Annotated in this window: 14 protein-coding genes and 2 riboswitches; of the genes, 5 read left to right on the top strand and 9 right to left on the bottom strand. The window is 62.7% G+C overall.

Going from position 1 to position 16,439, the window contains the following annotated elements; translation table 11 throughout:
* Nucleotides 1-81: 81 nt before the first annotated feature.
* The 9 genes from C8C95_RS19795 to C8C95_RS19755 all read right to left on the bottom strand — a co-directional run bounded on the left by C8C95_RS19795 (nt 82) and on the right by C8C95_RS19755 (nt 11,066).
* Nucleotides 82-3,735, bottom strand: a complete 3,654-nt coding sequence (locus tag C8C95_RS19795; protein WP_116749692.1) for a hydantoinase B/oxoprolinase family protein — start codon at nt 3,733-3,735, stop codon at nt 82-84.
* 44 nt (nt 3,736-3,779) lie between these two features.
* Complete coding sequence (locus C8C95_RS19790; RefSeq protein ID WP_116749691.1) at nt 3,780-4,352, bottom strand: hypothetical protein; 573 nt, start codon at nt 4,350-4,352, stop codon at nt 3,780-3,782.
* Between the two features lie 51 nt (nt 4,353-4,403).
* On the bottom strand, nt 4,404-5,369 hold the full coding sequence (locus tag C8C95_RS19785) for a TRAP transporter substrate-binding protein (protein WP_116749690.1): 966 nt from the start codon (nt 5,367-5,369) through the stop codon (nt 4,404-4,406).
* A 42-nt stretch (nt 5,370-5,411) separates the two neighbouring features.
* Complete coding sequence (locus C8C95_RS19780; protein ID WP_200947593.1) at nt 5,412-6,710, bottom strand: TRAP transporter large permease subunit; 1,299 nt, start codon at nt 6,708-6,710, stop codon at nt 5,412-5,414.
* Nucleotides 6,711-6,731: 21 nt separating this feature from the next.
* Entirely contained in the window at nt 6,732-7,241 is a 510-nt protein-coding gene (locus C8C95_RS19775; RefSeq protein WP_056640579.1) for a TRAP transporter small permease, read from the bottom strand.
* A gap of 111 nt (nt 7,242-7,352) precedes the next feature.
* Entirely contained in the window at nt 7,353-8,318 is a 966-nt protein-coding gene (locus C8C95_RS19770; protein WP_056640576.1) for a TRAP transporter substrate-binding protein, read from the bottom strand.
* Nucleotides 8,319-8,342: 24 nt separating this feature from the next.
* Complete coding sequence (locus tag C8C95_RS19765; RefSeq protein ID WP_116750376.1) at nt 8,343-9,137, bottom strand: putative hydro-lyase; 795 nt, start codon at nt 9,135-9,137, stop codon at nt 8,343-8,345.
* Between the two features lie 305 nt (nt 9,138-9,442).
* A complete protein-coding gene (locus C8C95_RS19760; RefSeq protein WP_116749689.1) occupies nt 9,443-10,354 on the bottom strand; it encodes a LysR family transcriptional regulator in 912 nt (303 codons plus the stop codon).
* 253 nt (nt 10,355-10,607) lie between these two features.
* Nucleotides 10,608-11,066 carry an Lrp/AsnC family transcriptional regulator gene (locus C8C95_RS19755; protein ID WP_056067700.1) on the bottom strand — a complete coding sequence of 153 codons (459 nt, stop codon included), beginning with the start codon at nt 11,064-11,066 and terminating at the stop codon, nt 10,608-10,610.
* 446 nt (nt 11,067-11,512) lie between these two features.
* On the opposite strand from C8C95_RS19755, the gene C8C95_RS19750 reads away from it, so the two are divergent.
* The 5 genes from C8C95_RS19750 (at nt 11,513) to gcvH (ending at nt 16,375) form a co-directional block, all read left to right on the top strand.
* Entirely contained in the window at nt 11,513-12,484 is a 972-nt protein-coding gene (locus tag C8C95_RS19750) for a TRAP transporter substrate-binding protein (protein ID WP_060986836.1), read from the top strand.
* A gap of 125 nt (nt 12,485-12,609) precedes the next feature.
* Nucleotides 12,610-13,104, top strand: a complete 495-nt coding sequence (locus tag C8C95_RS19745; protein ID WP_060986835.1) for a TRAP transporter small permease — start codon at nt 12,610-12,612, stop codon at nt 13,102-13,104.
* 85 nt (nt 13,105-13,189) lie between these two features.
* Nucleotides 13,190-14,467, top strand: coding sequence for a TRAP transporter large permease (locus C8C95_RS19740; RefSeq protein WP_116749688.1), 1,278 nt, complete (start codon nt 13,190-13,192; stop codon nt 14,465-14,467).
* A gap of 5 nt (nt 14,468-14,472) precedes the next feature.
* A riboswitch (glycine riboswitch) is annotated at nt 14,473-14,577 on the top strand.
* Nucleotides 14,578-14,590: 13 nt separating this feature from the next.
* Nucleotides 14,591-14,721: riboswitch (glycine riboswitch) on the top strand.
* A 49-nt stretch (nt 14,722-14,770) separates the two neighbouring features.
* Entirely contained in the window at nt 14,771-15,913 is a 1,143-nt protein-coding gene (gene gcvT, locus C8C95_RS19735) for a glycine cleavage system aminomethyltransferase GcvT (protein WP_116749687.1), read from the top strand.
* Between the two features lie 87 nt (nt 15,914-16,000).
* Nucleotides 16,001-16,375 (top strand): glycine cleavage system protein GcvH, encoded by a 375-nt coding sequence (gene gcvH / locus C8C95_RS19730; RefSeq protein ID WP_116749686.1) that lies wholly within the window; start codon nt 16,001-16,003, stop codon nt 16,373-16,375.
* Nucleotides 16,376-16,439 lie beyond the last annotated feature (64 nt).

Here is a 16,439-nt window from a genome sequence, read left to right as displayed (position 1 = left end):
GACGGCAGGCGCTGTACCCATTGCGACCCGCAGGTTCGATGCGCACAGCACATGCCCCACAGGGGGCAGTTGCCTATCGCGTCATGACGTGACGCATTCACCAAAGCCGCCACCGCCTGGGGTTGCGATCTCAAACACATCTCCGGGCTCCATCAGCGCCGCACCGATGTGGCCCAGTTCCTCCACCTGGCCGTTGACGCGCAGCACGCGGTTGGCGCCAGGCTTGCCGGGCTGGCCGCCAGCCATGCCAAACGCAGGGTTCAAGCGCCCGTTGGACAGGATGCTGGCCGTCATCGCCTCCAGAAAACGCACGCGCCGCACGCCACCATCGCCGCCCGCCCAGCGGCCCGCGCCGCCGGACCCGCGCTGGATCTCATAGCTGTCGAGGACCACCGGGAAGCGGAACTCCAGCACCTCGGGGTCGGTCAGGCGCGAGTTGGTCATGTGGGTCTGGACCACGCTGGTGCCGTCAAAGCCACGCACGACCTGGCCCGAGGCGTCCAGCACCGCGCCAGCACCGCTGCCGCCAGCAATGGTTTCGTAGTACTGGTACTGCGCATTGCCAAAGGTGAAGTTGTTCATGGTGGGCTGGCTGCCAGCCATCGCGCCCAATGCGCCAAACAGCGCGTTCGTGATGCAGGTGGAGGTCTCCACATTGCCCGCCACCACCGAAGCCGGCGGATTGGGGTTGAGCATGGAGCCTTGCGGAATGATCACCTGCAGGGGCTTGAGGCACCCGGCATTGAGCGGAATGTCATCATCCACCAGCGTGCGGAACACATACAGCACCGCCGCCATGCACACAGCACGCGGGGCGTTGAAGTTGTTCATCTGCTGCGGGCTGGTGCCTGCAAAGTCGATGACCGCACTGCGCTCGGCCACATTGACCTTGACCGACACGCTGATCTGCGCGCCGTTGTCGAGCGGCAGGGTGAAGCTACCGTCCTTGAGCTGCGTGATCACACGGCGCACGGACTCTTCGGCGTTGTCCTGCACATGGCGCATGTAGGCCTGCACGACATCCAGGCCAAACTGGTCCACCATCTTCGACAGCTCTTGCACGCCCTTCTCGTTCGCAGCGATCTGTGCGCGCAGGTCGGCCAGGTTTTGCTGCGGGTTGCGGCTGGGGTATGGCGTGGTGCCGCCGCCCGTGGCCAGCAGGGTGCGCACCTCCTCTTCCAGAAAGATGCCCCGGTCCACCAGCTTCACGTTGTTGATCTGCACGCCTTCTTCATCAATGCGCGTGGAGAACGGTGGCATGGACCCTGGCGTGGTACCGCCAATGTCCGCATGGTGGCCCCGGCTTCCCACATAAAACGTGGGCTCGTTGCCCTCGGCCACATACACCGGGGTGATCACTGTCACATCGGGCAGGTGGGTGCCACCGTGGTACGGGTCGTTGAGCATGTACACGTCGCCCGGGTGCATCTTGCCCGCGTTCTCGCGGATCACGGTCTTGATGCTCTCGCCCATTGACCCAAGGTGCACGGGCATGTGGGGTGCATTGGCGATCAGGTTGCCGGCCGCGTCGAACAGCGCACAGCTGAAGTCCAGACGCTCCTTGATGTTGACCGAATACGCCGTGTTCTGCAGCTGCAGCCCCATCTGCTCGGCGATGTTCATGAACAGGTTGTTGAACACCTCCAGCAGCACCGGGTCCACCGTGGTGCCCGCGGCGTACTGCACCTTGCGGGCCGTCACGCGGTCCAGCACCAGGTGGTCCAGGTCGGTCAGGCGCGCAGACCAGCCGGGCTCCACCACGGTGGTGGTGTTCTTCTCAGCAATGATGGCCGGGCCGGGGATCACGTCGCCGGGGTGCAGGTCCTCGCGCACTACCAAGGCAGCGTCGTGCCATGCGCCGCCCGAGTACATCTTCACCATCTCGCGCTGCGGGTGCTTGCGGTGCGGGTGCACGGGCAGGCGCGGCTCGGCGGGAGCGTCGCCTGCAATCATGGCTTCGACCGACACAGCCTCCACCACCAGGCCCTTGCCCGCCATGAGGAACGCAAAACGCTGGCGGTAGGCGGCCTCAAAGGCCGTCTGGATGCTGGCCATGTCGCCAAAAGGCACCACCAGGGCCGAGTCGGTGCCCTCGTAGCGCACATGCACGTTGTGGCGCACCTGCACCGGGTTCGCACTGACCTGTTGGCGCTCCAGCTCGGCCTGCGCGGCAGAACCCAGCGTATCCAGGCGCTCAGCGATCAGTGGCAGGGATTCAGCCGCCAGCGGCATCTCCACCGCCTGCTCGCGGATCACGGTCTGGTCGGCAAGGCCCATGCCGTAGGCGCTGAGCACCCCAGCCAACGGGTGTACAAATACGCGCGACATGCCCAGCGCATCCGCCACCAGGCAGGCATGCTGCCCACCGGCGCCACCAAAACACTGCAGGGTGTAGCGCGTCACGTCGTAGCCGCGTGCCACGCTGATCTTCTTGATGGCGTTCGCCATCTGCTGCACGGCAATCTGGATGAAGCCTTCGGCCACTTCTTCGGGCCTGCGCTGGGTCTGGGCAGCAATTTCTTCAAATCGCGCGCGCACCGCATCGGCGTCCAGCGTTTCGTTGGCTGCGGGGCCGAACACACTGGGGAAGTAACGGGGCTGCACCTTGCCGACCATCACGTTGGCATCGGTCACAGCCAGCGGGCCGCCGCGGCGGTAGCTCACCGGGCCTGGATTGGCGCCTGCGCTCTCAGGGCCGACGCGAAAACGGGCACCGTCGTAGGCCAGCACCGAGCCACCGCCAGCCGCCACCGTGTGGATGCTCATCATGGGGGCGCGCATGCGCACACCGGCCACGTGGGTCTCAAACTCGCGCTCGAACGCACCGGCGTAGTGGCTCACATCGGTGGACGTTCCGCCCATGTCAAAACCAATGACCTTCTCGTGCCCGGCCAGGCCCGCCGTGCGCGCCATGCCCACAATGCCGCCTGCGGGGCCGGAGAGGATCGCGTCCTTGCCCTGGAAGGTGCCTGCATCGGTAAGACCACCGGAGGACTGCATGAAGAACAGCTTGACGCCCGGCATCTCGCTGGCCACCTGCTCCACGTAGCGGCGCAGGATGGGAGAGAGGTAGGCATCCACCACCGTGGTGTCGCCCCGGCTCACGAACTTCATCATGGGGCTGGTTTCATGCGAGGCACTGATCTGCGTGAAGCCCACCTCCTTGGTAATACGCTTTGCTGCCTGCTCGTGCTGCGTGTAGCGGTAGCCGTGCATGAACACAATGGCCACGCTGCGCAGCCCGCGCCCGTACGCCGCCAGCAGGTCACCCCGCAGGGTGGCTTCGTCAAGGTTCTGCAACACATCGCCATGGGCACCCATGCGTTCGCGGGCCTCGATCACTTCGGTGTAAAGCAGCTCGGGCAGCTGGATGTGGCGGTCAAACAGGCGTGGGCGGTTCTGGTAGGCAATGCGCAGCGCATCGCGAAAGCCGCGTGTGGTGACCAGCAGCGTGGGTTCACCCTTGCGCTCCAGCAGTGCGTTGGTGGCCACCGTAGTGCCCATCTTCACGCATTCCACCAGCGCGGGGGTCACGGGCTCGCCGGGCTTCAGGCCCAGCAGGTGGCGGATTCCCGCCACAGCGGCATCCTTGTACTGCTCGGGGTTCTCGGACAACAGCTTGTGGGTGGTGAGCGATCCATCGGGCCGCTTGGCCACGATGTCGGTGAATGTGCCCCCACGGTCAATCCAAAACTGCCAGCGGGGAATATGGGTAGAGGGTGCAAGTTGTGTCATGGTGTTATGGGTTGAAAAATGAAAAAAAGCGGCTGGTGCGTGACTCAGGCGGCCAAGGCCAGGGATGAACAGGCGGGTGGGCGTGGCACCCGGTCCAATTCCTCAAGCATCGTGCGCACAGCAGGAATGGAAGGTGCCGTTGCCATCACCTGGTCCATACCGCACCAGGGGCGGTCAAGCGCTGCAATCCAGGGCATCACAACGTGGATATCCGACGGCGGCAGCGTCTGCATGGTGCTCACGACGATGCTCAATTCCTGCGCCAAGCGCGAGGCTGGCGCAAAACGCCAGTGGTACTGGCCGCAACCCAGGCGCACAGCGCGGCTGTCCTTTTCCGTCATGGCCACGAGCCAGGAGCAGTGAAACTCAGCGCACGTAGGATTCGGAGGATCGGAAAGGCAGAAGCTGTAGACGTTTTCATACGTGCGGCCGAAGCGGCGCACCAGGGTTTCGGCAATAGCGTCGCGGCCGTGGGCCACGGGCGGAAAATCCATGCCGCCCTGCCGTACCTCCATGCGCAGCAGCGCACCGCCAGCGAAGGCCCGCTCCATCAGGTGGGGGCGGTTGCAGTCCTTGGCCAGCAGATACATCTCGACGGTGTCTGAAGGGGTTTGCATGGTGACTCCTTGATGGTTTCCGTATGCTTTACAGGTGATTCCCGCGATGACTTAGCGCTGCGTGTAGTACGGGATGAAAATCTGATTGGCCTCACTGCCCACCGACCGCACCCACTCTCGGGAGAACCGCTCGCCCAGGCGCTTGAGCTCGGCATCAAAATCCGCCGGCGCACGATCGACCTTGATGCCCTTGCGCTGCAGCTCGGCCACCGACTCTTCGGCCACTGCAGCACTCATTGCCCAACCCCGTGCCTCCGCCTCGGCGGCAGCCTTGGTGACCGCTTGGCGTACGGGTGCAGGCAATGCATCAAAAGCCTGCTGGTTCACAAAAACGATGTTCTTGGGAAACCAGGCATTGATGCCGTAGTACTGCTTGATCTGTCCCCAGACCTGGTTCTCAACCCCGGTGAGGGCCGAGGTGATCATGGAATCGAGCTTGCCGGCCGACAGGGCCTGGTTGACTTCGACCATGGGCACATCCACGGGCGTGGCGCCCAGCAGTTCGGCAATGCGCACGGTCCCGGGGTTGTAGGTGCGCATGCGCGTGCCCTTGAAGTCTGCGGACGAGCGCACGGGGGTGATCGAGAACAGCCCCTGCGGGGGCCAAGGCACTGCGTAGAGCGCTTTGAGCCCCTTGCTTGCCATACGCATCTCGATCAACGGACGCTGCACATCCCACATGCGCCGCGCGTCGGCATAGCTGCGCACCACAAAGGGCACGGCGTCCGCCCCGGCGATGGGGATGTCTCGCACCAGGTTGGTCATGATGGTCTCTCCCGCCTGGGCCTTGCCCTCCTGCACGGCCTGGGGAATCTCGTTCAGCTTGAACAAGGCGTTGTTGGCATGGACCTCGATGCGCAGCGCGCCTGCCGAGGCACGCTCCACGTCTTGCGCAAACTGCACGAGATTGCGGGTATGAAACGACTCCGCGCGGTAGCCCGTGGCCAGCTTCCACTGGGTCTGGGCGTGCAGCACCGGGGCCACAGCGAACGCGGCCAACAACACCAAGGTCTTCATGGGGAACTCCTGTGCGGACGTTTCAGGCGTGGGTGCGGGGGGTCAGCCCTGCATCTGGCGGGGCAGCCAGAGCACGACATCGGGCACGAAGTACGTCATCACGACGGCCACGATCATCAGAGCGAACAGAGGCAAGGCCGTGCGTGCAATCCAGGTTACTTCGCGCCGCGTCATGCCCTGCAACACGAAGAGGTTGAAGCCCACGGGCGGCGTGATCTGCGCCATCTCGACCACCAGCACGATGAAGATGCCGAACCACACCAGGTCAAAGCCTGCAGCCTCCACCGTGGGCAGCAGCACCGCGATGGTCAGCACCACCATGGAGATGCCGTCCAGGAAGCAGCCCAGCACAATGAAGAACACGATGAGCAGCAGCATCAGCGCAAAGGGCGACAGGTGCAGCGCCCCGATGAACTCGGCCAAGTGCCGTGGCAGGCCGATGAAACCCATGGCCAGCGTGAGGAACGCGGCACCGGCCAGGATGAGGCCGATCATGCAGTACACGCGGCAGGCGGCGACCAGCCCTTCCTTGAAGCGCTCCCAGTTCAGCGAGCCCTCGATCTTGGCCAGGATCAACGACCCGGCCACACCCAGCGCCGCAGCTTCGGTAGCGGTGGCAATGCCGCTGTAGATGGCGCCCAGCACCACGACGATGAGAGACACGACGGGAATCAGGTGGCGGGAGGCATACAGCTTTTGCACAAAGCTGAGGCGGGCGTCAGGCGCAGGCACCTTGTCCTTGTTGAACAAGGCCCACACCACGATGTAGCCCATGAACAGCGCAGCCAGCATCAACCCCGGAATCACTCCTGCAAGGAATAGCTTGGAGATCGACACGTTTGCTGCCACGCCGTAGACGATCATGATGATCGATGGCGGAATCAGCAGCCCGAGCGTGCCCGCACCGGCCAATGTGCCCACGGAGATGTCTTCGGGATAGCCGCGCTGCTTGAGTTCAGGCAGCGTGATCTTGCCGATGGTGGCGCAGGTGGCGGCCGATGAGCCCGAGATGGCCGCGAAGATGGTGCAGCCCACCACGTTGACGTGCAGCAGGCGGCCGGGCAAGCGCTCCAGCCAGGGCGCGAGGCCCTTGAACATGCTGCTCGACAGCTTGCTGCGGAACAGGATCTCGCCCATCCACAAAAACAGCGGCAAAGCCGTCAGCGTCCAGCTGGAGGTCGACCCCCAGATCGTCAGCATCATGCTGTCGCCCACGGGGCGGTTGGTAAAAAACTCCATGCCGACCAAAGCCACTGCCAGCAGTGACAGGCCGATCCACAGGCCCGATCCGAGCACTGCGAACAGCACCACGATCAGACCCAAAGCGATGATGACGTCCATGATGAAGTCTCCTGGATCGGGTTATTCGGAACGTGCGGCTTCGGACACCGCCATGAAGGCCGTTCCCTGGAAGCGCAACACCAGCGCATGGGCAAACGCCAGCGCAAAACCAATACAGCCCATGGCCATGCTGATCTGGGGAATCCACAGCGGTGACGCGTCGGCCGCAGGCGAGATGTCATGGGTGATGTAGGAGATCCACACCGAACGCACGGCATAGCAGGCGATGTACACGGACAGCACCAGTGCGCTGACCAGGCAGAACCACTCGAAGGCACTGCGCCAGCGGGCGGGCAGCCTGTCCAGGATGAGCGTCACGCGGATGTGATCGCCGTTTTGCAGCGTGCTGGGCAGTGCAAAGAACAAGGCGGCGGCAATGGCGTAACCCGCGTAGGCGTCGAGTCCGTCGATGTTGAGGTGGATGACTTCGCGGGCAAAAACGCCCAGCGTGACCGCGCCGAACGCGGCCAGCATCGACAGGCCGGACAGCAGCATCAGCAGCCTGTAGAAATTTCGGACGAGCTTGTCCATGGCGTACTCCTGTAACGCTTGAAAAAGAGGGGGAGCGGTAACGAGATTGCGGGGGTAGCGCGCGGTGCGCTACCCGGCCCCGTGGGGGCCTTCAGACATGTTCAGACGCGACTACTTCTTGCGGTAGGCGTCGATGATGGCCTGCCCCTCGGCACCGGCCGATTTCACCCAGTCGGCGGTCATGGATTCGCCGATGCTCGCCAGCTCCTTCTTGATGCTGTCGCTGGGCTCGGCCACTGTCATGCCCTTGGCCGACAGCTCCTTGATGAACTCCTTGTCCACACGCTCGCTGGTGGCCCAGCCGCGTTCTTCGGCGGCAGCTGCGGCTTTGAGCACGGCATCCTGCAGGGGCTTGTCGAGCGCGTCAAAGGCCTTCTGGTTTACCACCGTGGCATTGCGCGGCAGCCACGCGCTGACGGGGTAGAAGTACTTGACCTGCTCATACAGCTTGGACTCCACGCCGCTCGCGCTCGACGTCAGAAAGTTCTGCACCGTGTTGGTCGCCAGGGCCTGGCCCAGCTCGGACAGCTGGATCGTCACGGGCTGTGCCTTGAGCAGCTGGGCAATGCGCGTGGTGGCAGGGTTGTAGGCGCGCATCTTGGTGCCCGCAAAGTCTGCGGGCGTGCTCACCGGCTTGAGCGAATACAGCGACTGGCCAGGCCATGGCACCGAGAACAGTACCTTCACGCCCTGGGCGGCGAGCAGCTTCTCTTGTGCGGGCTTGGCGGCCAGGTACAGGCGCTTGGACTCTGCGTAGGTGGTCGCCAGGAACGGGATGGAGTCCACGCCAAAGAGCGGGTTCTCGTTGGTGGCGCCCGACAGGATGAACTCGGCCGAAGGCACCTGCCCGGTCTGCACCGCGCGCTTGATTTCGTTGGCCTTGTACAGCGAACCACCGGGGTGCAGGGTGATCTTGAGCTTGCCGCCGGTGAGCTTGTCCACTTCATCGGCAAACTGCTGCACGTTCTGCGTCTGGAAGCTGTTGGCGCCGTAGCCGGTGGGCAGGTCCCACTTGACCTGGGCTTGGGCCGCACACACGCTGAGGGCAGCCGTCATACACAGTGCAAATTTTTTCATGGGGAGACTCCTGGGGTAAGCCGCTTAGAAGCTGGCGAGTTGGTGGTTGAGAAGGTCGGTGATCAGCATGCAACCCGGGGCATGCGTGATGCAGAAGGCCGGTTGGGCGTTGAGGATGGCCGATTGCGGCGTCACGCCGCAGGCCCAGAAAACAGGGATCTCACCGGGCATCAGCGCTACGGCATCGCCATAGTCGGGCCGGGACAGATCGGTGATGCCGATGAGAGCCGGGTCACCAATGTGCACGGGTGCGCCGTGCACGTTGGGAAACCGCGAGGTGACCTGCACCGCCCGAATCACATCTGCTGCAGGCATGGGACGCATGGTCACCACCATGGGGCCACCGAAAGGGCCCGCCGGCTCGGTTTGCACATTGGTGCGGAACATGGCTACGTTCTTGCCTTCCTCGACGTGGCGCAGGCGGATGCCTGCCTCGATCAATGCGGACTCGAACGAGAACGAGCAACCGAGAACGAAGGTGACCAAGTCAGAGCGCCAGAGGCTGGCGATGTCCGCCACCTCTTCCGACATTTCACCGTGACGCCAGATGCGATAGAGCGGCACATCGCTGCGAATGTCGATACCCTTGCCCAGTGAAGGCAAGGTGAACTGTCCGGGCTCACTGACCGCCAGCACAGGGCAAGGCTTGGGGTTGCGTTGACAGAACCGCAGGAAGTCACTGGCAAGCACCTCGGGCAGGATGACGACGTTGCCCTGAACATGGCCATCTGCGAGGCCACTGGTGTGCGATGTCCACAGGCCCTTGCGGATGGTGTCACGGACATGGATCGGGTTGCTGGCACCTTCAGGACCAAACACCGCGAGCGAATTTTCTTGAACGAAGTCCACCGTTTTTCCTTGCATTGAGAAATGTCAATTGCATGACGTTGGGCAGATTGTGTTGGGGTGAGAACGACCCTGGCAAATTCAAAAAATTTCTATCACGTCATCGATTTTTTCCATGCACTCCATTGGGGATAGGCGAACCATCTTGGTGCCGAGGGAAAACCCTGAGAGAAAATTTACGGGTAAACCCTGACACCACCGAACCATTGGAATGCCGGAGAAAAAAACGTATGCCGAGCGCACCCGCCAGGGTGCGTCGAGATGTTTTGACAGAAGGCTCAGCCCTTGCGAGGGCGGCGGGCTGGCGCGGGCTGTTGCTGCTCGATGAAGTCCAGCGCCGAACGCACCACGGCCTCCATGGCGGGCGATGAAGGGTCTTCGCGGTAGCTCACGTGGATGGGCAACGGCCGCAATGCCGTGTCGCACACCAGGGCACGCAGGTCGGGGAACGCCAGCAGGCGCTGCACTGCCAGACGCGGCAGCGTGGCCACGCCAAAGCCGCCTTGCACCAACTGCACCATGGCAGAAATCGACGAGATGGTGTGCACACAACGCGGCTCTACTTGGGCCTGGCGCAGCGTGTCGAGCAGGGACACGTGCGGCTGCGAGCCACGCTGGAAAGTCAGGATGTCAGCGCCTGCAAAATCCTCCAGCGCATAGCGGCGCTTGCGGTGCGTTTTGCTGTTGCCCACAAACACCATCTCCATGGGCGTCACCGCCTGGCTGCGAATACCATCCGCCGCCGCCGGCAGGGCTGCGAACACGGCATCCAGCGTGCCGCGGCGGATCTGGTCGAGCAACACCGGGGTGGTCTCGACCGTCAGCTCTAGCTCCAGCAACGGGTTGTCCTTGCGCAGCTGTTCCACCCACGGAATGAGCCATGAGTGCAAGACCGATTCGATGGCCCCCAGGCGGATCGACACCTCCAACGGTCCGCCCGATCCCATCTCGGATTTGAGCTGGCGCTGCAGCTCCAGCATGCGCTTGGCATACACCAGGAACCGGGCACCGGCCACCGTGAGTTTGAAATGCTTGTCGCGCCGGTCCAGCAATAGCACGCCCAGCTCTTCTTCGAGCGCGGAGATGCGGCTGGACATGGCGGACTGGGTCAGAAACAGCTTCTCGGCAGCGCGTGTCACGCTCTTGAGAGAGGCCACCCAGTAGAAGGCTTCGACAAAACGCAGGTTCATGGTGTTCTTCGGAAGGGCTGGGTGTACTTTTACTCAAACGGCTCTGCGCACTGCCCAGACGGGCGCACTGCGATGGTGCGCGGTGTGGGAATCCACCCGCCTTTTTCCGGCAGACACTGCGCTGCAAAAGCCATTGTGCCGTCGCATTTCAAGGTCACAACGCAGAACTGCTCGCAGTTGGGGCGCTGACCAAAAGTGCGTTGCCAGTTTTCTGCAAGGAATCTGCGGCGCCTTGCCACGCCACACCACCGGCCTACCCGGTGAACAAGGGCAGGTCTGCCTTCTTCAAGGTCCGCAGCACAAAGCTGGAGCGGCTGTGCCGTATGCCTTTGATCTTGTAGAGCTTCTCGCGCAGCAGGCGCTCGTAATCGCGGGTGTCCTTGACGACGATGCGCAGCAGGTAGTCGTAGTCACCGGAGACCAAGTGCGCCTCGATCACTTCGGGAATGCTGGCCAGTGTCTCGCCAAACTTTTCGAGCGTGTTGTCCGAATGGCTGTCGAGGGTGACCTGCACCAGTACCGTGTCGGCCAGGTCAAGGGACTGAGGATTGATGCGCACCGTGTAGCCCTGGATGACACCCGCCTCTTCCATCTTTTTGATGCGCCCCCAGCAGGGTGACGGGCTCAGGCCCACGGCCTGCCCTATTTCTTGCAGGCTGGCGCGAGCGTTGGCCTGCAAGACAGCGAGAATTTTTCTATCCAGTCGATCCATCGGCCTGATTATTCAGCAAATCATTCAGATGCAGAAAATTATTCTGCATATCCAACAGAATGCGCCAAATTCAGCAAATTCATCTGCAGCACCCGGCGCATACTTCTTCCATCAAGGCGCTCTTACCGGAGCGCACAAATTGACAAGGCCCCGGCTGGTTACCGCCAGCACGGGGCCCTTGGCATTCCAGATGCCTCCCCAGATTGAATAGCCGCTTGCATCCGTCGGCGGCATGCGTCCTGTGTCCGAACCTCGGCGCCCCATTCCAAAGAGGTGTCGCCAATGCAACTGCAAACGCTGGGTTGACCAGTTGATAAGCACGCTTACCAGCACAAACCCGGATGCCTGCGGCCATGCTGCACCGCCATAATTTGACGGAGGCCAGGGGTGGCTCTGCCAGGAGCCCAAGTGCCCCATTCCCTGCCCCAACATCAACAGGAGACACCATGCAATTGACCAAACTCGTCGTTGGACTGAGCCTCGCGCTCGGCTTTGTGGCCACAGCTGCAGCGCAGACCACCATGCGCATCAGCATCTCGACGGCCCAGAACTCCCACCAGGGTGTAGCCATCGACACGTTTGCCAAAGAGGTCGAAAAGCGCACGGGGGGCCGCTACAAGATCCAGACTTTCTACAACGGCGCCTTGGGAGGCGAGCGCGAATCGATCGAAGCCGTGCAACTGGGCACCCAGGAACTGGCCTTCAGCTCCACAGGCCCTGTGCCCAACTTTGTGCCCGAGACCAAGATCCTGGATGTCCCCTTCCTGTTCCGCGACAAAGCCCATGCACGTGCGGTGCTGGACGGTCCTATCGGCCAGGACCTGCTGTCCAAATTCGACGCCAAGGGCTTCAAGGCACTGGCCTGGGCCGAGAACGGCTTCCGCCACATGACCAACAGCAAGCGCGACGTGAAGGAGCCCGGTGACCTGAAGGGCCTGAAGATGCGCACCATGGAAAACCCCGTGCACATTGCCGCGTACAAGGGCTTTGGCATCATCACCACGCCCATGGCCTTCCCTGAAGTGTTCACGGCGCTGCAACAGGGCACCGTGGACGGCCAGGAGAACCCGCTGTCCGTCATCATCTCGGCCAAGTTCGACCAGGTGCAAAAACACCTCACCCTCACCGGCCATGTGTATTCGCCCTGCATCTTCGTGATGAACAAGGCAGCTTTCGACAAGCTTTCGGCAGCCGACAAGCAGGCCTTCATTGACGCAGCCAAGGAGGGCACCAAGGCCAACCGTGCACGTGTGGACGAAGACGACGCCAAGGGCGTGGCTGACCTGCGCGCCAAGGGCATGACCGTGATCGACAATGTGGACAAGGCCAAGTTTGTGGCGGCTCTGGCCCCTGTGAACGCCGAGTTTGAAAAGCAGTTCGGCAAGGCTGCCATCGACAAGATCCGCGACGTCAAGTAATTTGGGTCTTTGCTATTACGTTTGTAGCTGATAACGCCCGTAGCCATTGCGCTATCGGGCGTTTTTATTCTTGAGCCATCGCTGGTTCTGATCACCTCCTACCTGCCCATGGTTGGCACCGCCCCATGAAAAACGCTTTTCTTACCTTTGAGCGATGGACCACCTTCATCGCCATGCTCGGCGCTTGCGCCATGTTGACCCTGGCCTCGGCCCTGGGCATGTTCCAGATCGTGACGCGCTTTGTGCTGGAGCAGCCCGCCGAATGGACCGAAGTGCTCATCCGCTTCAGCCTGATCTGGATGGTGTTCCTGGCCATCCCGGCCGCGTTTCGCCAGGGCGCGATGGTGAGCGTGGACGTGCTGTACCGCTGGAGCCCGCCACGCATCAAACGGGTGCTGGACTGGGTGGTCGCACTGGCGGCCCTGGCCCTCATCGGCATCATCATCTGGTACGGCTGGGACTACGCGCAGCGCGGTGGGGTGCAGAGCATGGCCGGGCTGGAGTCCGTGTCCATGTTCTGGGCCTACCTCGCCATGCCGGTGGGGGGGCTTTTTTGCATCGTCGGCATCATTGGCAACCTCATTGATCCCCTGCGTATGGAACTGGAGACTGCTCAATGAACGCCGCGCCGAGCCGCCTCAAGCCAGTGAACGGCCCCCTTGGGGGGCAGCGAGGACATGCAATGCCGAGCGTGGGGGTCCAACTATGAGCTTGGTCATGATTTCAACGATGGTGCTGTGCTTTGCACTCACCGTCTCGGTGGCCGTGTCCATCGGTTTGGCGTCCATCCTGGGCATCCAGGCCTCCAACGCGAACATGCTCATCTCCGTCAAGGAGATGTTCGGGGCCATCAACAAGTTTCCGCTCGCAGCCATCCCCTTCTTCATCCTTGCGGGCAACCTGATGGAGACCGGAGGCATCTCGCGCCGTCTGGTGGAGTTTGCCAAGAGCATCGTCGGCGGCGTGCAGGGCGGCCTGCCCATGACCTGCGTGCTGACCTGCATGATCTTTGCGGCCGTGTCGGGCTCGTCGGTCGCCACCACGTTTGCAATTGGCGCCATCCTGATTCCTGCGCTCATCAAGCATGGCTACCCCACCAGCTACGCCGCCGCGCTGCAGGCCACCAGTGCCGAGCTGGGCGTGATCATCCCTCCCTCCATCCCGATGATCCTTTACGGCGTGAGCGCCGAGGTGTCGATTGGTGAGCTGTTCATCGCTGGCTTTGGCCCCGGGCTGCTGATCAGCGGTGCACTGATGCTGTTTGTCTGGCTGTACTGCAAGTACAAGGGCTGGGGCAAAAACGACGGCGATGGGCGCATGCCCTTTGGCAAAGCCACGCTGCAGGCGGGCTGGGCATTGCTGATGCCCGTGATCATCCTCGGCGGCATTTATGGCGGTGTGTTCACCCCCACCGAGGCATCGGCCGTTGCAGTGTTCTATGCCTTGATTGTGGGTGTCGTGATCTACCGCGAGATCAAGCTCAAGGACCTGTTCGCCATCCTGCGCAAGTCGGCCATCTCATCGGCAGTGATCATGTTCATCATTGCCAACGCAGGGCTGTTTGCGTTCCTCATCACGCGGGCTGGCGTGCCAGACGCGATTGGCAGGTGGCTGGAGGCCGTGCTGCAGTCCCCCGCCCTCTTCCTGCTGGGCGTGAACGCTGCGCTGTTCGTGATTGGCATGTTCATCGAGACCAGCGCGGCGATCATTGTGCTGGCCCCCATCTTGGCGCCCGTGGCCATGCACTTCGGTATTGATCCTGTGCACTTCGGTCTCATCATGGTGGTGAACCTGGCACTTGGAATGATCACGCCGCCTTTTGGAGTGAACCTGTTCGCAGCCTGCACGGTGGCCAGAATCTCTCTGGACCGGATCATCAAGCACCTGCTTCCCTTTGTCGGAGTGATTCTGGTGTGCCTGATGATCATCACCTATGTGCCATCGATCTCGCTGGCACTTCGGGATCTGGTCTACGCAAAGTAGTTAGAATCGCCGGGTCAGGAGAGAGTGCTCCGTCTTTTTACGTGACGCGCAGCACCGCCGAAGGCGCAGGCACCCGCCGAACGCTCAGGCAAAAGGACTGGCAACCGCCCGCAGCGATGCGGGCGTTCCCTTGCTGGAGAGAGATGGCCCCACAGTAAAAACCTGTGTGCAGGCCATCCACCGAAGGAGCAAACCGCACGGCCAGCCAGGGCGCTGCGGTGAATCTCTCAGGTAAAGCGGACAGCAGGGCAAATCCCGTGACCACGTTGATGGTCGCGGCCCCCATTTGCCCCGGAGTCCGCCATGTCAGCCACCGTCCCCCTGCTAACCACGCCCCTGAACGCCCTGCACATCGAGCTGGGTGCCCGCATGGTGCCTTTTGCAGGCTATTCCATGCCCGTGCAGTACCCCGCAGGCCTGATGGCCGAGCATGTGCACACCCGCACCGCAGCCGGCCTGTTTGACGTGTCGCACATGGGCCAGCTCAAGCTTGTCGGCGCCGACGCTGCTGCGGCGTTTGAAACCCTGGTGCCCGTGGACGTGATCGACCTGCCCGTGGGCAAACAGCGCTACGGCCTGCTACTCACCGATGAGGGGACCATCATCGACGACCTGATGTTCTTCAACCAGGGCGTGGTGGATGGCGAACCCACCCTGTTTGTCATCGTCAACGGCGCCTGCAAGGTCGGCGACATTGCCCATATCCAAACCCGCATTGGCCAGCGCTGCAAGGTGGTGCCCATGCCCGACCACGCCCTGCTGGCGCTGCAGGGCCCACAGGCCGCCATCGCCCTCTCCCGCCTCGCGCCCGGCGTGGAGAAGCTGGTGTTCATGACCGGTGGCGCATTCAACATTGCTGGCTGCGACTGCTTTGTGACCCGCAGCGGCTACACCGGCGAGGACGGTTTTGAAATCTCCGTGCCCGCCGCGCAGGCCGAAACGCTTGCCCGCGCCCTGCTGGCCCAGCCCGAGGTCAAGCCCATCGGCCTGGGCGCTCGCAACTCGCTGCGCCTGGAGGCTGGCTTGTGCCTGTATGGCAATGACATCGACACCAGCACCACGCCATCCGAGGCCGCACTGAACTGGGCGATCCAGAAGGTCCGCCGCACCGGCGGCGCGCGGGCGGGCGGCTTCCCGGGCGCCGACAAGGTGCTGGCGCAAATCGACAACCCTGCCAGCCTTTCCGCCAAGCGCGTGGGCCTGGTGGCGCTGGAGCGTGTGCCGGTGCGCGAACACACCGAACTGCAAAGCACGGACGGCCAAAAGATTGGCGAGGTCACCAGCGGCCTGCTGGGGCCCACCGTGAACGAACCCGTGGCCATGGGCTACGTCACGCCCGCCTTTGCAGCCATCGGCACCCGTGTCAATGCCATCGTGCGCGGCAAGGTGGTGCCCATGGAAGTGCGCGCCATGCCCTTTGTGCCGGCCAATTACTACCGCGGCTGATTTCGCCAGGCGCATCGACCGGACTGCGCCCGCACCCGCTTACATTGCAGATTCCTTTACTTTTTTCCTTTGCTTGAGGAGCTTCCCATGACGATCAAATTCTCCAAAGACCACGAGTGGATCAACACCACTGATGCCAACGCCTCGGTGGTGGGTATCACCGTTCACGCGCAAGACGCGCTGGGCGACGTGGTGTTTGTGGACCTGCCCGAAGTGGGCAAGAGCTTTGCCCAGGGCGAAGTGGCCGGCGTCGTCGAATCCGTGAAAGCCGCCGCCGATGTGTACATGCCCGTCACCGGCGAAGTGGTGGAAGTGAACGAAGCCCTGCGCGCCGACCCGTCGCTGGCCAACAGCGACCCGCTGGGCGCTGGCTGGTTCTTCAAGGTCAAGCTGGCCGACGCGAGCCAGCTCGACGCCTTGCTGGACGAAGCCGCATACACCGAGTTCGCCAAGAACGCCTGATCCCTGCCAATTGAGAGGGCATGGCGCCGGGCCATGCCCGGCACGCCGCCCTGCTGGGTGCGAG

This window comes from Acidovorax sp. 99 (genome assembly GCF_003096455.1).
GTDB lineage: Bacteria > Pseudomonadota > Gammaproteobacteria > Burkholderiales > Burkholderiaceae_C > Acidovorax > Acidovorax delafieldii.
The sequence above is the reverse complement of the archived record's forward strand: the minus strand, read 5'-3'. Positions and strand labels throughout refer to the sequence as shown.